Source organism: Comamonadaceae bacterium OTU4NAUVB1, from assembly GCA_024372625.1.
Lineage (GTDB): Bacteria > Pseudomonadota > Gammaproteobacteria > Burkholderiales > Burkholderiaceae_C > Variovorax.
This window is the reverse complement of the sequence record CP099604.1, coordinates 69,237-86,330: the sequence shown is the minus strand read 5'-3', so window position 1 is coordinate 86,330 and position 17,094 is coordinate 69,237. Positions and strand designations below refer to the sequence as shown.

The following is a 17,094-nucleotide window of genomic DNA, read 5'->3' as shown; positions in this document are numbered from 1 at the left end:
GAGAGACTGTTGTATTGACTGACACGTGAAATGACTCCCGCCTAATAGCACTCGCCAATTCGATTGCCGATTAACCGGGATCAACATCTGACGCCATGTTGCAATGTGCGCGGCCTTATTCGCAATTGCAGTGGGGCTTCCCATCGGTCCGTGGGGCAATTGGAATGCCCACGGGCAATGCGCCGATGCAATTGCTTGCAATGCGGCGACCGGCCGCTTCCTGACTGGCTGCCATGATTTGAAGTCCCTCTCCGACAATCGCGGCCGGAGCGACGTGTCCAGAGTGGGCTTTTACAAAGGAAACCTCGCCATGACCCGAACCGCTCCCCGTCTCGCCCGCATCGCTTCCGCTTGCGGCGTCCTGCTCCTTCCCGCCGCCATGCTGCTGGCGCCGGTGGCGCACGCGCAACCCGCCAATGCCGCTCCCGGCACCACCGGCACCTCCGGCGGCATGGCCGCGCCGAACACCGGCGCGATGGCCGGCAAGACCAGCCGGGCCGACGCCGGCATGCTCAGGGACATCGCGCATGCCAATCTGGCCGAGATCGCCACCGGCCAGCTCGCGCTCGAGAAGGCTGCCGACCCCAAGGTCAAGGCGTTCGCGCAGGCCATGGTGGACGACCACACCAAGGCCCTGGGCGACGTGACCCAACTCGCCCAGGCCAAGGACGTGAAGCTGCCGGACAGCCCGGATGTCAAGCACAAGGCCGCGATGACCAAGCTCAAGCTGATGAGCGGCAACTCGTTCGACAAGAGCTATGTCAAGACCTCGGGCGTCGGCGACCACGTCGCGACCGAGAAGCTGTTGAAGAAGACCCAGGCCAACGCCCAGGACGCGGACCTCAAGGCGTTGGCGGACAAGATGCTGCCGGTGGTCCAGGGCCATCTGAAGCACGCCCAGGAACTCGACGGCGCGAAGAACAAGTAACCGGATCGACCGCGCGTGCCGGTCTCGAGCCGGGGCGGCACCCGGTCCGCGGGGTGCGTGGCACACCGGTCGCTCGCCGGCGCGGTTTTCACGTGCACCACGCGCCCCACGCGCATCGGGGGGCGGCCGCATGATCGAGGACCCCACCGCCCTCGATGCTTCCTTCCCCATGCGATCCCTTCCCCTGCGCCTGCTGCCCGGCGACGACCTGAGGCCCGCCCTGGAGGCCCTGGCCCGCCAGGCCTTTCCAGATGGTGCCTTCGTGGTCTGCGGCATCGGCAGCATCGGCGAGGCGCGGTTGCGCTTCGCCGGTGCAGACGAGGCTGCGCGGCTGCCCAGCGACCACGAGATCCTGAGCCTGTCGGGCACCGTCACGCCGCAAGGCGCGCACCTGCACATGAGCGTCGCATCCGCCACGGGCGCAGTGAGCGGCGAGCACGTCGTCACGGGCAACCGCGTGCGCACGACCGTCGAGGTGCTGCTGGTCGGATTGCCCGGCTGGCGCCTGTCGCGCGCGCGCGACGACGCGACGGGCTACCCCGAACTCGCGGTCGACGCGACCGACGCGGGACCGCCGACGCGTCCTCGCTGAAGCAGCGGCGGCCGGCAGGCCGCACGTCCGCAGGCCCGGTCGGGCCGAGCCGCACTGGGGCGATATGTCCCGACACCGATGGCGATGCTCGTCCGATAATCGATCCGCCATGCATCCGCGCCGCCGCCGCCTCGCCCTCCTGCACCGCTGCGTGCTGGCGTGGTTCCTGTGCTCGCTGGGCGTGGCGATGGCGGCGCCGCTGGTGCATCCGCGGTCGCTGGAGGTGGTGTGTTCCAGCGCCGGCATGGTCCGCGTGGTGGTGCGCGGTGACGACGGCGCGCACGAACCCGGCCGCATGGCGATGGATTGCGCGCTGTGCGCCGCCGCCGGCGTACCGCCGCCCGATGCCGTGGCGCCGCGGTCACCCCGGCTCCTGTCCCTGGGCCGCGCGGTCCGGTCCATCCCGTCGGCCCGCATCGCCGCGGCCACCCGCGCGCCCCTGCCCGCGCGCGGGCCGCCACCGCGCGCCTGAACCGATCCCTCCTTCCCCGCTCGTCGATGGCGTCCGCGCCCGTCGCGCCGCGGGGCCACGGTTCGACGACGTCGCGCCGCACGGGCCCGGACGCCCGGCGGACGACGTCCCAAGCGACGGCCACGACGGCGGTCGCCGGAGAATTTCCCATGGTCCTTTCCTTTCCGGGCGAAAGCCCGACCGTCCGCCGCCGCTCGGCCCCCACGCTCTCCAGCGCATTGGCCACCGCCGGCGCCGCCCTGTTGCTGCCGGCGTCGCCCGCGTCCGCCCAGGAGGGCGACGCGCGCACCTTGGCGCCGGTGACGGTGACCGCGCCCGCCCTGCCCGCCGCGCAGCGCGCGGGCGGCCTCGCCACCGGCAGCGCCGGCTCGACGCTCGACACCCCCTTCTCCGTGACGGACGTGCCGACCGAACAGGTCCGCGAGCAGGCCGGGACCACGCTGCAGGACGCCTTGCGCAACGTGCCGGGGGCCCAGGCGGATTCCGGCTTCAACGGCGCGCACACACAGTTCTTCATCCTGCGCGGCGCGGTCGCCGACAGCGGCACCGGGTCCAACCGCGTGCTGCGCGACGGCGTGCGGCTGTCGAACCATCCGTTCGTGCCGGCCTTCCTCGACCGGATCGAGGTGCTGCGCGGCCCCGGCGCCGCGCTGGGCGTGCGCAGCGAGCCGGGCGGCACCGTCAACCTCGTGACGCGCCAGCCGCAGCTGGCCGACTTCGGCAGCGTGACGCTCGGCGCCGGCAGCCACGGCGCGCGCGAGACCTCGATCGACCTCAACCGCGTGCTATCGGCCGAGAATGAACTCGCCGCCCGGCTGAGCGCCACGCACTCGGCCGCGAGCGAGTGGCGCCACGTGCCCGACCGGCTCGACGGGGTGCGGTTCGGCGTCGCGAAGAGCGACGGCGACCGCTACCACCTGCGCGCCAACGTGGAGGCCACGAACCAGACCTACCGGCCCGACTACGGCATCCCCGCGCTGGGCGGCCGGCCGGTCGACGTGCCGCGCGACCGCCAGTTCGGCGAGCCCTTCGGCGACTCCACCACCGACAACCGCGTCGTCGACCTGCACGGCGACGTCGCCCTGGGGGCCGACACGCGCCTGGCGCTGGACCTGACCCACCTGGAAGGCCGCTCGACCTCGATCAAGAACCTGCTCAACGGCAACCCGCTGGCCGGCGCGCCGGCGGGCACCTGGGCGCGCGTGTCGGCGTGGGAGCCGGAGACCACGCGGCGCATCGACTCGGTGGCGGCATCGGTCACCGGCACCCGGGCCTGGGGCGGCCTGCGCCACCAGTTCCACCTGGGCGCCGAGCACTACCGCGAGCGGCTGAACCAGCCCTCGCTCGCGGTGCCGGCCGTCACCAGCCCGCCGATCAACGTCTACGCCCCCGTGTATGGCCGCGTGACGGCCCCGGCGGCGGGCGTCGCGCTGCCCTCAACGCTCACCACGCAGGACCTGGAGAGCACGGCGGCGTCGGCGCAGGACCGCATCGACCTGGGCGACTGGTCGGTCGTCGCCGGCCTGCGCTTCACGCGCCAGACTTTCCTGTACGGCACGGCCGGCGTGCAGCCGGTGGACGAGTCGCGCTGGTCGCCCAAGCTGGCCGTGCTGCGGCGGCTGTCGGAGCGCGACACGCTCTACGCCAACGTGTCCACGGGCCTGTCGCCCAACCAGGTGGCGTCGTCGGACAACCGGTCGCTGCCCTCGCGCCGCTCGGCGCAGGCCGAGGTCGGCTGGAAGTCCGCGTGGCGCGACGGCCGGCTGGTCGGCGACGTGGCGCTCTACCGGCTCGACCAGAAGAACATGATCGCGTCGGACCTGGGCACGCCGTCGAACCTGTTCGACTTCACCACCGGCGGCAGCGCCCGCTCCGAGGGCCTGGAAGCGTCGCTGCGCGGCGACCTGACCGAGCGCCTGAACGTTGCCATGGCCTATGCCTGGACCGACGCGCGCTACCTCGACAACCCCGTCTACGGCGGGCGCCGCGTGCCCAACGTGGCGCGCCAGTCGGCCAGCCTGTGGGCCCAGTACGCCTGGGACGCGCGCTGGCGCACCGGCGCCGGCCTGTACGTGCAGGGCCGGCGCTTCGCCGACGAGGCCAACACGACCGTGCTGCCCGGCTACGCCCGCTTCGACCTCGTGCAGACCTGGCGCCAGCCGCTCGCGGCGGGCCGGTCGGTCGAGGTGCAGCTGGCGCTGCGCAACCTGTTCGACCGGCGCTACGTCGTCTCCAGCCACCTGCACGTGAGCCGCTGGATCACGCCGGGCCAGGGGCGCAACGTCGCGCTGTCGGCGACCTACCGGTTCTGAGATGGCCACCGTCCCCCTTCGTGGCCGCTTCGAGCGCGCGGTCTGGCGCTGGCATTTCTACGCCGGGCTGCTGGTGCTGCCGTTCCTGGCCTGGCTGGCCCTGACCGGCGGCGCCTACGTCTTCAAGACGCAGATCGACGGGTACTTCCACCGCGACCTGAAGACCGTGCCGTCCGCCGCCGGCGCGACGCGCGCGCCGGGCGAGATCGTCGGCGCGGCGCTGGCCGCGCATCCGGGCGACTGGTTCAGGTACGTGCCGGCCGCGCGCGCCGGCGCCTCGGCCGAGGTCGGTGTGGCGACGGCGGCGGGCGAGCGCCTGTCGGTCTACGTCGATCCGCGCGACGCGCGGGTGCTGGGCCAACTGAGCGACCAGGGCTCGGTCGCCTGGACGATCCGCCGGCTGCACAGCCTGAAGTATTTCGGCCCGATAGCGCGCGGCTTCGTCGAGCTGGCCGCGGGTTGGGCCGTGCTGCTGGTGGCCACGGGCGTGTTCCTGTGGTGGCCGCGCGGCCGCCGGGGCGGCGGCGTGACGCGCGTGCGCGGTCGGCCGCGCCAGCGCGTGTTCTGGCGCGACCTGCACGCCGTCACGGGCGTGATCGTGGGCGGCGCGCTGGTCTTCCTGGCGGTTACGGGTCTGCCGTGGTCGGTGCTGTGGGGCGCGCAGGTCAACCGCTGGGCCAACGGGTCGAACTTCGGCTACCCCGCCGGCGTGCGGGTGCAGGTGCCGATGTCGTCGGCGCCGCGCCTGGGCGACGACGCGCCGACGACCTGGTCGCTGGCGCAGGCGCGCCTGCCGCGCTCGACGCCGCCGGAGGCGCGCGACGGGCACGACGGGCACGAGGAACACGACGGCCACGCCGCCCCGGCCACGGCCGCCGACGGCCGCGGCGCGCCTTCCGCCGGGATCGACCTGGCCGCCGCGATGGCCATCGTCGAACGCCTGGGCATCGGCCCGGGCTACACCCTGACGCCGCCCCGGGGACCGACCGGTGTCTACACCGCCTCGGTCTACCCCGACGACCTGGCGCGCCAGCGCGTGATCCACCTCGACCGGTACGACGGCCGGCCGCTGCTGGACATGCGCTACGCCGACTACGGGCCACTCGGCCGCTGGCTGGAATGGGGCATCAACGTGCACCTGGGCCAGGAATTCGGCGTTCCCAACCAGATCGCGCTGGTCGCCGCGTGCCTGGGCATCCTGGTGCTGTGCGCGAGCGGCGTGGCGATGTGGTGGAAGCGCCGTCCGGCCGGCGCGCTCGGCGCACCGCCGCCGGGCGCCGACCGCCGTGCGCTGTTCGGCGTCGCGGCGCTGCTGGCCGTGGGCGGCCTCGTGTTCCCGCTGGTGGGCGCCTCGATGCTGGCGATGCTGGCGTTCGACCGCCTGGTCTTCGGCGACGGCTGAGGGTCGCTCAGGCCTCGCGCCGCGTCGCCGCCAGGAGGGCTCCCAGCCCGATCAGCATGGCGCCCGAGGTCCGGTTGAGCAGCCGGGCGCGCGCGGCCCGCGCGGCGTCCGAGCGCAGCAGGCGCTCGGCGGCGAACACCGCCAGCACGTCCACGCCCGTGTTGAGCGCGACGCACACCGTGCCCAGCACGGCCAGTCGCGGCGCCAGCGGCTCGCCCGGCGCGACGAACTGCGGCAGGAAGGCCAGGAAGAACAGCGCCGTCTTGACGTTCAGCGCCTCGACCACGATGCCTTCGCGCAGCGCGGCGCGGGCGCCACGCGGCGGCACCGGCGCCACCCCCGCCGCCGGCGCGGAATGCAGCAGCAGGCGCAGCCCCAGGTACACCAGGTAGGCCGCGCCCAGCCACTTCACCAGGCCGAACGCGGTCGCCGACCGGGCCACCAGCAGCGACAGCCCCAGCGCCGCCGCCGCCACGTGGAGCAGGCCGCCGAGGCCGGTGCCCAGGCAGGAGGCCAGGCCCTCGCGGCGCCCGCCCGCGACGGTGCGCGCCACCACGTAGGCGATGCCGGGGCCGGGGGTCACGGCCAGCAGCAGGGCCGTCATCAGGAACGCGAACAGCGACACGGGCGCCTCCTCACCGACCGGCGCGCCGCATCGACGCGGCCAGCGCGGTCTCGCCGCGCGCGGCCAGCGCGTCCGCCGCGCCCTCGCGGTCGCGCACCTCGCGGTTCTGGCTCAGCTTGGCCTTGCCCGTCAGCGCGGTGACGGCGATCTCGATGCCGACGATGGCGCGCAGCATGCCATCGATGAAATCGGGCGCCGAATCCCCCATCTTCCAGGGCACCGGCTCGCCCGCCTCGTGGCGCCGTGTCAGCCGCGCGACGAGGCCGCGCACGAAGCGTTCGTCGTCGCGCACGGTCAGCACGCCGTGCGCATGGACCACCTCGTAGTTCCAGGTCGGGACCTGGCGGTGGGCCTCGTGCTTGCTCGGGTACCAGTTGGGCGAGACGTAGGCCTCGGCGGCGCGGAAGACCACCATCACGGGCGTGCCGGTCGCACAGCGCCGCCAGAGCGGATTGGCGCGCGCCACGTGCGCGGACAGCGTGCCGTGCGCGCCGGCCCCGGGGTCGAACGCGAACGGTAGGTGCTCCGCGTCCAGCGCCGGCCCCTCGCCCGGGGCGTGCGAGACCAGGATGCCCAGCGGGTGCGCGTGGATCACGCGGTGCAGGGCCTCGGGGCGGTCTTCCAGGAAATGGGGCGGGATGTACATCGGCGGGCGCTCGCGGGGTTCGGGGTTCCGCACTGTCGCCGGGGACCGGCACAATGAAAAGAACCAGTTGCCATGGATCTCGATGGACCAGTTCGACCCCCTTCCCGCGCGCGGCGGCGCTTCCGGCGTGCACAAGGGCCGCCGCATCTGCGACCTGCTGCGCGCGCAGATCGCCAGCGGCGCCCTGGCCGCCGGTGCGCGGGCGCCTTCCACGCGCGCCCTGGCGGCCGACCTGGGCGTGTCGCGCACCACCGTCACGGCGGCCTACGAGCAGCTGGCCGCCGAGGGCTTCCTGGTCACGTCGCCGGGCCGGGTCGCCACGGTCGCCGCATCGCAGGCACCGGGCACCGGATCGCCGGCCGGCGTGGCCTCCGACCGGGACGCCGCGCCGGCGCCCGCGCTGTCGGCCTGCGGCCGGCGCATCGCGGCCATGGCGCTGCCGGACCTCGCGCGGGCCGCGCCGGTGCGCATCGATTTCCTGTACGGCGCCGTGGCCGCGCGCGACTTCCCGACGCGCGCCTGGCAGCGCGCCTGCCAGGCCGAGCTGCTGCGCGCCCAGCCGAGCCTGTACTACGCGCCGCCCGAAGGCGAGGCCGTCCTGCGGCAGGCCCTGCAGGGCTACCTCTGGCGCGCCCGGGGGCTGGCCTGCGACGCCGGGTGCATCGTCATCGTGCAGGGCGCGCAGCAGGGCATCGACCTGTGCGCGCGCCTGCTGCTGGAGGCGGGCGACGCCTTCGCCTTCGAGGAGCCGGGCTATCCGATGGCGCGCCGCTGCTTCGAGGCCACCGGCGCCGTCGCGCTGCCGGTGCCGGTGGACGCGCAGGGCATCGACACGGCCCGGCTGCCCGAGGACGACCGCGCGCGGCTGGCCTACGTGACGCCGTCGCACCAGTTCCCGCTCGGCGGCGTGCTGCCGGTGGGCCGCCGGGCCGCGCTGCTGGCCTGGGCGCGGCGGCGGCGCGCCTGGATCGTCGAGGACGACTACGACGGGGAATTCCGCTACGGCCAGCGTCCCATCGACGCCCTCAAGACGATCGACGCCGACGGCCGCGTGATCTACGTGGGCACCTTCTCCAAGGCGCTGTCGCCGCAGCTGCGCCTGGGCTACCTGGTCCTGCCGCCGGCGCTGGTGGACGTGTTCCGGCAGGCCAGGCGCCTGGCCGACCGCCACGCCCCGCTGCTGGCGCAGCGCGTGCTCGCCGGCCTGATCGACAGCGGGGCGTACGAGCGCCACGTCCGCCGCGTGCGGCGCGCCAACGAGCGCCGGCGCGCCGCGCTGCTGGCCGCCGTCGCGCGCCACCTGCCGGGCGACGCCCGCGTGGCCGGGACCGCCGCCGGGCTCCACGAGGTGCTGTGGCTGCCGTCCCTGGGCGCGGCGGACGAGGCACGGCTGGTGTCGGACGCGCGCGCGCGGGGGCTCGGGGTCTATCCGGTCTCGCCGCTCTTCGCCGCGCCGGCCGGACCCGCGCCGACGCGGCCGTGCGGGCTGGTGCTGGGCTACGCCGGACTGGCGCCCGAACGCATCGAGGAAGGCATCGCCCTCCTGGGCGCCGTGGTCGCCGCGTACCGGGCCCGTCCGTAGGCGCGGTGGGCCGTCAGTTCAGCACGCCCCGCTCGACCTCGACGGCCGGCGGCTCCGACAGGTGGCCGATCATCTGGTGCAGGTCGACCTCGATGGCGCGCGTGATGGCCTGCATGGGCACGTCGTGCAGGCGCCCCTCGAACGGGTCCTCCAGGTCGATGCCGACCTGGTCGAGCGCCAGGAACATGAAGCCTACCAGCGCCGAGCCCAGCGGCGTGAACCAGCCCAGGTCGTGCACCATCCCCAGCGGCAGCAGCAGGCAGAAGACGCGCACGAAGATGCGCGGGAACTGGCTGTACTGGCGCGCCAGCGGCGTGTTCTTGATGCGTTCGAGCCCGCCCTGCGCGCTCGCCAGGGCCGACAGGCTGACGTGGAGCGCGGCCATGCCGATGGCGTCGAGCTGGCCGGCCACGCGGGCGCGGCCCAGGCGGTCGGCGATGTCGGTCTGCAGCGCCAGCGGCACGTTGGCCGCCTCGCGCACGCGCCCGATGGTCTCGGGCGGGAGCAGGCGGCGCATGTCCTCCCAGGGCGGGCTGCGCAGCAGGTGCATCCGCAGGGCCTGGGTGTAGGCCACCTGCTGCTTGGTCAGGCGGATCTGCAGCGCCGTGTCGCCGGTCATGGCGATCAGGCCGCGCACGAAGCTGCGCGAGTCGTTGACGATCTGGCCCCACAGCATGCGGCCCTCCCACCAGCGCGCGTAGGCCGCGTTGTTGCGCAGCGTCACGACCAGCGCGACGGCGGTGCCCACCAGCGGCAGTGGCAGGTTGTCCAGGCCCAGGCGTTTCCAGTCCTCGACCATGTAGAGGTAGGTGACCGCGACGTCGTAGACCAGCAGGACAAGAAGGGGCGGACCGATCACCGCCAGCACGCGCCGCAGGTTCAGGCTGCGCTGGACGATCATTCGATGTCGATGCCGGGCACGTCCTCGTCGCCGCGCAGCGGCCGCAGTTCGCCGCTCGCCTCGTCCACCGCGCGCACGTCGCCCGTCTCGATGTCGTAGACCCAGCCGTGCAGCGTCAGCTGCTGGGTCGCCAGGCGCGCGGCGACGGCGGGGTGCGTGCGCAGGTGGCCGAGCTGCGTGCGCACGTTCTGCACCACCAGCGCAGCCACGCGCTCGGCGCCTTCGAGGTGCGGCAGCGTCGCCTCGACGACGCTGCGCGCCGCCTCGGCGTTGCGCAGCCACGACGCGACCGTCGGCATCCGGCGCAGCACCGGATCGTCGGGGTTGAGCAGCGCCTTCATGGCGCCGCAGTCGGAATGGCCGCAGACCACCACGTCGGTCACTTCCAGCGCCGTGCACGCGTACTCCACCACCGCCGAGACGCCGCCCATCATCTCGCCGTAGGCCGGCACCACGTTGCCGATGTTGCGGCACAGGAACAGCTCGCCGGGGTCGGTCTGCGTCATCAGCTCGGGCACGACGCGGCTGTCGGCGCAGCAGATGAACAGGGTCTTGGGCTGCTGCTGCGTGGCCAGTTGCTGGAACAGCTCGCGGTTTTCCTCGAACTGCTTGCTGCGGAAGTTCTCGACGCCGTCGATCAGGCGCGAGAAGGGTTTGAAGGGGGCGGGGTTCATCGGGGCTCGGGGGTGTTCGTGCGGTGGCGGGATGCCGGCTCGCGGGGACGGGCATTGTCCGCGCCATGCCGCCCGGCGCCTTGTCAGCCGAACCAGGGGACGGCTGTGGGCGAAGCCATGAACCCGCCGGGCGCGGGGCGGCTCAGAGGTCGAAGTTGCTCGGCAGCATGACCACGTCGCGGATGGTCATGCCGCGCGGGCGCGTGAGCATGAAGCGCACCACCTCGGCCACCTCGGCGGTCTCCAGCAGGCTGCCCGACGCCTTGGCCTCGGCCAGCTTGTCGGCCGGCCAGTCCGCCAGCAGCGCGCTGATCACCGGCCCCGGCGAGATCGAACCCACCCGCAGGCCGTGCTTGAAGACCTGGCGACGCACGGTCTGCACGAAGCAGTTGACCGCCCACTTGGACGACGCGTAGACCGGCTCCCACGGCGTCGGGTAGTGCGCGGCGAGCGAGCTGGTGACGACGATGTCGCCGGACCCGCGCTCGATCATGTGCGGCAGCACGTCGTGCACGTTCTTCATGACGACGTTGACGTTCAGGTTGAGCATGCGGTCGATCTCGTGCGTGTCGGCATCGACCAGGTCGCCGCCCACGTAGGTGCCGGCGTTGGCATGCAGGATGTCGATGCGCCCGCCCATCCGCAGCGCCTGCGGCACCAGCGCGGCGCACGCCCGGGGATCGAGCAGGTCGACCGCGAGCGGCAGGGCCCGCTCGCCCAGCCGTTCGCCCAGCGCCCGCAGCGCGGCCGCGTCGCGGTCGGCCAGCACCACGCGGGCGCCGCCGGCCAGCAGCATCTCGGTGCTCGCGAGGCCGATGCCCGAGGCGGCGCCGGTGACGAGCGCGACCTTGCCTTCGAATTCCTGTGTCATGTGTCCGTGTCCTTGCGGTGCGCCGCGACGAGGCGGCCGAAGGCCAGCAAGATAGACCGAATCGCCGCGCGCGCCGATACCGTGGCGCCCGGCATCGGTACTCGGGCGCCGCCGCCCACCCCGGGGCATCCCTCGGGTGCGCGGCGGGGCACCGGGCGGGCCGGTTCAGGCGGAGGCCCGGACCGGCGCCGTCCGCCGGCCCGCGCGGGCGCGCGCCCACCGCCCCAGCCGGGCCCGCACGGGCGCGTCGACCCAGGCGTCGGCGAGCCAGCTGGCCGCGACGACGGCGGCCAGCAGGACGGCCAGGCCCGCGACCCGCGTGGCGGCCGGCCATCCCGGCGCGGCGAACCACGTCGCCCAGATCATCAGGATCGGGCCGTGCAGCATGTAGACGGCATACGAGAGCACGCCGAGCCGGCGCAGCGCGCGGCCCGCGATGCCGCCGGGCACGTCGCCCAGCGCCAGCGTCGCGATCAGCGCCGGAAAGACCAGGAAGATGCTGGCGAGGACCAGCCAGTGCCGGTCGGGCCCGCACAGGCAGGCCAGCAGCACGCCGAGGGCCGGCACGCTCCAGAGCGGGTGCAGCGACGTGCCCGCGTGCCGGTGGCGGAGCCACTCGTGGATCTGCACCCCGACGAAGAACGAGAAGCACACGCGGGGAACGCCCGCGGCCAGCGTGTGCCATGTGTCGCCGCCGAGGTCGTGCTGCGTCCGGATCTGCAGCGCCAGGATCGCGCCCGACACGGCGATCAGCCCCCACCGAGCGCGGGCGTGGCGCAAGGGGCGGGCGACCAGCGCGAACAGCAGGTTGACCGCCAGCTCGAACAGGATCGACCAGGCCGGGATGTTGAAGGCGTAGAGGTAGGCCTCGACGTCCAGCGTGGGCGACGGCAGCATCGCCACGGCGAACGGCAGCTTGCCGGCCAGGGCGATCGGCGACCAGGGCAGCGGCAGGCCGGTCGCCGCCATCACGGCCAGGATCGCGAGCAGCACCGCCAGCGACAGCGCGTAGAGCGGGTACAGGCGGATCAGCCGCGCCACGGCGAATTCGCGCAACGTCATGCGGCCGGTGCCCAGCCGCTCAAGGTAGGCGTGGGCGAGCACGAAGCCGCTGAGCCCGAAGAAGAAGTCGACCGCGAGGTAGCCGCTGCCGAAATGGGTGCCCCGGAACGACCCGGGAATGTGATAGAGCACCACGACCAGTGCGGCCAGCCCGCGCGCCGCGTCCAGCGCGTGGAACACGCGCCGCTTCTCTTCCGAAACCACGTTCATGACATTCCTTCCTCGGCGCAACGGTGCGCTGGAGAAATGCTATTTGAAGAAACGTAGCTTTTTTACTTACAAGGCGACGTGATGGCGTTGTACCAGCCGCGTGACCGTCACCCGCCGGAGACGGTGTCCGGGCGCGCGCGGGACGTTGCTTCAGCCCGTGCCGAGGTCGCGCAGTTCAGCCGACACGCCCGTCCACGGCACGGCGCAGCGCGACACCGCGCGCGACGGCGCGGCCTCGAGCACCGCCAGGGCCCGCCGCGCGCCGGCGGCCACGCTGTCGATCAGCGGCACGGGCGCGGCGCCCTGGAGGCGCGCCGCCATGCCGGCCAGCCCGGCGCCCCCGACGATGACGGCCCCCACCCCCTCGGCGCGGGCCGCGCGCGCGCAGGCCTGGGCCAGCACGCGCGCGGCCATCGGCGGATCGGCGGCCAGCTCGGCGCCCGTGGGCGCCACGATCTCGATGGCGGCCAGCGTCTCCCCATGGCCCAGGGCGTGCGCCAGGCGCCGCAGCATCGGCGCCCAGGCCGCGCCGCCGGTGACCACGGCGAAGCGACCGTGTCGCGCCGCCTCGTCGAACGCCGCCTCGGCCAGCCCCACCACCGGCACCGTCGCGCACTGGCGCAGCGCCAGCAGGCCCGGGTCGCCGAAGCAGCCCAGCAGCACGGCGCCGGGCGGGTCGGCCGGCGGCCGCACGGCGCTCGCCCAGGCGTCGAGCACGGCGTGCCCGGCGACGGCGTAGCTGGCCTCGCAGGCGATGTAGGGCGCGCCCAGCCGGGCCGTGACGACGTCCACGGCGATCGCGCGGTCGCCGCAGGCCGCCCGCACGTGGGTGGCCAGCAGCGCGCTCACGCCGGCGGAGGTGTTGGGGTTGAGGACGAGCAGGCGGGGCATGGCGGTCGGGACGCTTGGCGTGGGGATGGAGAATGGCGGATGGGCGGAGCGGCGCGCGGTGCGTTCAGCAGCCGGCGGCGAACAGCCGGGCCAGGTCGGGCGGCGGCGGCGCGGGCGGCGCGAAGCACAGTTGCGCTTCCAGTCGCGCGAGGTGCTCCTCCATGCGGCGCGCGGCCCCGGCGGCATCGCGCGAGCGCAGGGCATCGATCAGCGCGCGATGGTCCTGGCAGCCGCAGGCGGCGACCGCCTCGGGTGCCGCGCGCGGCTCCGCGCCGTAGGTCATGAGCACCAGCGTCGTGCGCGAGACCAGCCCGCGCAGGATGCGCCCGAGCGTCAGGTGGCCCGAGCCTTGCGACAGCCGCAGGTGGAAGTCGCCGGCCAGCCGGATCGCGAGGCGGGCGTCGCCCTGTCGGCGGGCCTGTTCTTCCGCCTCGACGCAGGCGCGCAGCCCGTCGAGGTCGGCGTCCGTGGCGCGCTCGACGAAGAAGGCCGCCAGCGTGGGCTCGATCAGGCGGCGCGCCTCGAACACCTCGCGCGCTTCCTGCGCGGTCGGTCGGGTGACGGTCGCGCGGCGGTGCGGCGTGAGCGTCACCAGGTGCTCGGCGGCCAGGCGCGTCAGCGCCGGGCGGATGCGCGTGCGCGAGACGCCGAAGGCGCCGGCGAGCTGTTCCTCGACCAGCGGCGTGCCCGGCGGCAGGCGCCGTTCGAGCACCGCCGCGAGGATGCGTTCGTAGATCGCGTCGTCGCCCGGCGGCACGGCGGCGGACGCGGGATCGCCAGGGGCCATGCGGGCCGCCGCGCCGCTCAGCGCGCCACGGCCCGCGCGCGGCGCCGCAGCAGGAAGGCCGCGCCCAGCGCCAGGCCGATGACGAAGAACGACAGCAGCGTCGTGACCGTGCCCAGGGCGTAGATCGAGGGCGTCGTCACGGTCGAGGTCAGCCCCTGGAGTTCGAGCGGCAGCGTGTTGACGTCGCCGATGGCCTGCGAGGTGCGCGCGATCTCGTCCCAGCTGAGCGTGAAGCCGAACATGCCCACGCCCACCAGCGACGGCCCGATCAAGGGCAGCACGACATGGCGCAGGGCCTGCCACGGCGTGGCGCCGAGGTCGCGCGCGGCTTCCTCGTAGGCGGGATTGAAGCGGTTGAAGACGGCGAACATGATCAGCAGGCCGAAGGGCAGCGTCCAGGTCAGGTGCGCGCCCAGGGCCGAGCTGTAGAGACCGGTCAGGGTCGCGAAGCCTTCGCGCGCCTCGGTCCAGCCCAGTGCGTCGAGCGCCGCGCCGACGGCGCCGTCGAGCAGCCGGAACTGCAGCGCGATGCCCAGCGACACCACGATCGACGGCATGATGAGGCTGGCCACCGCCGTGTAGAACAGCGCCGGCCCGCCCCGCAGTCCCTTGCGGAACGCCAGGCCGGCGAGCACCGACAGCAGCACGGTCACGCCCATCACCACCACGCCCAGGGCGAGCGAGCGGCGCACCGCCGCGCCGATGTCGACCGTGCCCAGGCCGTTCCAGAGTTCGCGGTACCAGTGGAGCGAGGCGCCGCGCATCGGAAAGGTCAGCCCGCCCTCGGGGCCCTGGAAGCTCAGCACGAAGATGGTCATCACCGGGCCGTAGAGGAACAGCACGTAGAGCGCGCAGACCAGGGCCAGCGGCCAGAAGCCGCGCGAACGCGAACGGGAAGCGCCGGCCATCTCACAGCTCCTTTCTGAGGTCGACAAGGCGGTTGAGCGCGACGATGAACAGCATCACCACCCCCAGCAGCACCACCGCGTTGGCCGCGGCGAGCGGGAACTGCAGGTAGGACGTCTGGACCTGGATGATCTTGCCGACCGAGGCGATCTGCTGGCCGCCCATCACGCCGACGGTGACGAAGTCGCCCATCACCAGCGTGATGACGAAGATCGAGCCGATCAGGATGCCGGTGCGGCACAGCGGCACGATCACCTGCCACACCGTCTGCCAGGCCGAGGCGCCGCAGTCGTCGGCCGCCTCGATCAGCGAGCGGTCGATCTTCATCATCGAGTTGAAGATCGGCACCAGCATGAAGGTGGTGTTGAGGTGCACGAAGGCCAGCACCACCGAGAAGTCCGAGTAGAGCAGCCAGTCCACCGGCGCCTGGGTGACGCCGAGCGACTGCAGGGTGTCGTTGACCCAGCCGTTGCGCCCGAGCAGCGGCATCCACGAGATCATGCGGATCACGTTGGAGGTCCAGAACGGGATCGTCATGAGGGTGAAGATCGCCGTCTGCGCGGCCAGGCTGGGCACGTGGAAGGCGACGAAATAGGCGATGGTGAAGCCCAGCACCAGCGTGATCGCCCAGACCAGCAGGCCGAACTTCAGCGTCGACAGGTAGGTCTTGAGCGTCACGCACAGTTCGCCCGAGTCGGCATCGAACGGGCAGCCGCGCAGGATCGTCGCGTAGTTCTCCAGCGTGAAGCCCGGCTGCAACGTGTAGTCGTTCTGCGGCCACACGCTCACCACCGCCACCAGCAGCACCGGCAGCACGAAGAACACGAGGAACACGGCCCCCATCGGCGTGGCCTGCAGCCACGCCGGGAGCGATCCGGCGCGAGGACGTTTCATGGGTGGGAGTTCGCCGCGCTCAGGCCGCCACGAACTCGTTCCATTTCTGGACCATGTACGTGTTCTCGTCCATCAGCGCGTTCCAGCACGCGATGGCGCCCATGCGCTGCTCGTAGCTGCCGCCGTCGCGCACCGCGCCGGTCTTGGCCAGCAGGTCGCCCTTGGGGCTCTTGATGTCCTGCGTGGCGGGCTTGCCCTCCATCCAGTAGGCCCACTCGTAGGCTTCCATCTTGGACTTGGCGGTGTCGAGCACGGCGCTGTAGTAGCCCTGCCGGTTGAGGTAGGCGCCGGCCCAGCCGTCGAGGAACCAGTTGATGAACTCGTAGGCGCCGTCGAGCTTGCGGCCCGACAGCGTGGCCGGCAGGCCGAAGCCGGCGGCCCAGGCGCGATACCCCTCCTTCAGCGGCTGGAAGACGCAGTCGATGCCCTTGGTGCGCACCGCCGTGACGGCCGGGCTCCACATCGACTGGATGACCACCTCGCCGGACGCCATCAGGTTGACCGACTCGTTGAAGTCCTTCCACAGCGCGCGGAACTGGCCGGCGCGCTTGGCCTCGATGAGCGTCTTGATGGTCAGGTCGATCTCCGCCTTGGTCATGTTGCCCTTGTCGGGGTACTTGTACTTGCCCAGCGCCTCGACCACCATGGCCGCGTCCATGATGCCGATGGAGGGAATGTTCAGCAGCGCCGTCTTGCCCTTGAATTCGGGGTTGAGCAGTTCGGCCCAGCTGGTGATGGGGCGCTTGACGAGGTCGGGACGGATGCCCAGCGTGTCGGCGTTGTAGACCGTCGGGATCAGCGACATGAAGCGCGTGGGCGTCGAGGCGAAGACCTTGCTCTTCTCGCCTTCCAGGTAGATCACCTTCTTGGGCGCGGTGCCCTGGTCGCCCACCGCCTTGCCGTTGACCGTGCCCTTGGTGAACAGCGACGTGATCTTGTCGGCGTTCTTGATGCGCTGGGTGTCGATGCCCTTCAGGTTGCCCGTGGGCACGATCTTCTTGAGCGAGAAGAACTCGGCGTCGATCAGGTCGAAGCTGTTGGGCGCGGTGACGGCGCGCTTGATCACGTCGTCGGTGGGCACGGCCACGTACTGCACCGTGATGCCGGTGTCGGCCTTGAACTTGTCGGCGATGGCCTTGTCCTGGTTGACCGCGGTGCCGAGGTAGCGCAGCACGATGGCCTCCTGGGCGTGCACGGCCGGCGCCATGCCGGCGGCCAGGATGCCGGCGAGGCCGGCGCCGCCCTTGAGTAGGGTGCGGCGCTGCCGGGCGAGGGGGTTCGTGGAGTGGATGTCGTCGTTCATGGCGGGAGACCTCGGGGTGAAGGGATGGATGGGTGA

At 72.8% G+C, this 17,094-nt stretch carries 17 protein-coding genes; 6 read left to right on the top strand and 11 right to left on the bottom strand.

Going from position 1 to position 17,094, the window contains the following annotated elements; genetic code table 11:
• The first annotated feature begins 310 nt into the window (after positions 1 to 310).
• The 5 genes from NF681_02575 (at position 311) to NF681_02555 (ending at position 5,706) form a co-directional block, all read left to right on the top strand.
• Entirely contained in the window at positions 311 to 928 is a 618-nt protein-coding gene (locus NF681_02575) for a DUF4142 domain-containing protein (protein ID UST52822.1), read from the top strand.
• A 169-nt stretch (positions 929 to 1,097) separates the two neighbouring features.
• On the top strand, positions 1,098 to 1,520 hold the full coding sequence (locus NF681_02570; protein ID UST52821.1) for a DNA-binding protein: 423 nt from the start codon (positions 1,098 to 1,100) through the stop codon (positions 1,518 to 1,520).
• 109 nt (positions 1,521 to 1,629) lie between these two features.
• Positions 1,630 to 1,992, top strand: a complete 363-nt coding sequence (locus tag NF681_02565) for a DUF2946 family protein (protein ID UST52820.1) — start codon at positions 1,630 to 1,632, stop codon at positions 1,990 to 1,992.
• A 149-nt stretch (positions 1,993 to 2,141) separates the two neighbouring features.
• Positions 2,142 to 4,304, top strand: coding sequence for a TonB-dependent siderophore receptor (locus NF681_02560; protein ID UST52819.1), 2,163 nt, complete (start codon positions 2,142 to 2,144; stop codon positions 4,302 to 4,304).
• Between the two features lies 1 nt (position 4,305).
• Positions 4,306 to 5,706, top strand: a complete 1,401-nt coding sequence (locus NF681_02555; protein ID UST52818.1) for a PepSY domain-containing protein — start codon at positions 4,306 to 4,308, stop codon at positions 5,704 to 5,706.
• A 7-nt stretch (positions 5,707 to 5,713) separates the two neighbouring features.
• Here NF681_02555 and NF681_02550 read toward each other — a convergent pair whose 3' ends face one another.
• Both NF681_02550 and NF681_02545 read right to left on the bottom strand, forming a co-directional pair.
• Positions 5,714 to 6,331: a LysE family translocator gene (locus NF681_02550; protein ID UST52817.1), complete on the bottom strand. Its 618-nt coding sequence runs from the start codon at positions 6,329 to 6,331 to the stop codon at positions 5,714 to 5,716.
• A 10-nt stretch (positions 6,332 to 6,341) separates the two neighbouring features.
• The gene (locus NF681_02545; protein UST52816.1) at positions 6,342 to 6,977 is read right to left on the bottom strand and encodes an FMN-binding negative transcriptional regulator; all 636 of its coding nucleotides are present in this window, start codon (positions 6,975 to 6,977) and stop codon (positions 6,342 to 6,344) included.
• An 82-nt stretch (positions 6,978 to 7,059) separates the two neighbouring features.
• Here NF681_02545 and NF681_02540 point away from each other — a divergent pair, with 82 nt between their 5' ends.
• Positions 7,060 to 8,559, top strand: coding sequence for a PLP-dependent aminotransferase family protein (locus tag NF681_02540; protein UST52815.1), 1,500 nt, complete (start codon positions 7,060 to 7,062; stop codon positions 8,557 to 8,559).
• A 13-nt stretch (positions 8,560 to 8,572) separates the two neighbouring features.
• On the opposite strand, the gene NF681_02535 is transcribed toward NF681_02540, so the two are convergent.
• From NF681_02535 to NF681_02495, 9 genes are all read right to left on the bottom strand, one after another.
• Positions 8,573 to 9,460, bottom strand: a complete 888-nt coding sequence (locus NF681_02535) for a hypothetical protein (GenBank protein ID UST52814.1) — start codon at positions 9,458 to 9,460, stop codon at positions 8,573 to 8,575.
• Entirely contained in the window at positions 9,457 to 10,134 is a 678-nt protein-coding gene (locus NF681_02530) for a carbonic anhydrase (protein ID UST52813.1), read from the bottom strand. Before NF681_02530 ends, NF681_02535 begins: the two co-directional genes overlap by 4 nt.
• A gap of 142 nt (positions 10,135 to 10,276) precedes the next feature.
• A complete protein-coding gene (locus tag NF681_02525; GenBank protein ID UST52812.1) occupies positions 10,277 to 11,005 on the bottom strand; it encodes an SDR family oxidoreductase in 729 nt (242 codons plus the stop codon).
• Positions 11,006 to 11,170: 165 nt separating this feature from the next.
• On the bottom strand, positions 11,171 to 12,277 hold the full coding sequence (locus NF681_02520; protein ID UST52811.1) for an acyltransferase: 1,107 nt from the start codon (positions 12,275 to 12,277) through the stop codon (positions 11,171 to 11,173).
• Positions 12,278 to 12,427: 150 nt separating this feature from the next.
• Positions 12,428 to 13,168, bottom strand: a complete 741-nt coding sequence (locus NF681_02515; protein UST52810.1) for an aspartate/glutamate racemase family protein — start codon at positions 13,166 to 13,168, stop codon at positions 12,428 to 12,430.
• 64 nt (positions 13,169 to 13,232) lie between these two features.
• Entirely contained in the window at positions 13,233 to 13,955 is a 723-nt protein-coding gene (locus tag NF681_02510; protein ID UST52809.1) for a GntR family transcriptional regulator, read from the bottom strand.
• A 17-nt stretch (positions 13,956 to 13,972) separates the two neighbouring features.
• Positions 13,973 to 14,863, bottom strand: coding sequence for an ABC transporter permease subunit (locus NF681_02505; protein UST52808.1), 891 nt, complete (start codon positions 14,861 to 14,863; stop codon positions 13,973 to 13,975).
• 1 nt (position 14,864) lies between these two features.
• Positions 14,865 to 15,755 (bottom strand): ABC transporter permease, encoded by an 891-nt coding sequence (locus NF681_02500; GenBank protein UST52807.1) that lies wholly within the window; start codon positions 15,753 to 15,755, stop codon positions 14,865 to 14,867.
• Between the two features lie 19 nt (positions 15,756 to 15,774).
• Positions 15,775 to 17,058 (bottom strand): extracellular solute-binding protein, encoded by a 1,284-nt coding sequence (locus NF681_02495; protein ID UST52806.1) that lies wholly within the window; start codon positions 17,056 to 17,058, stop codon positions 15,775 to 15,777.
• Positions 17,059 to 17,094 lie beyond the last annotated feature (36 nt).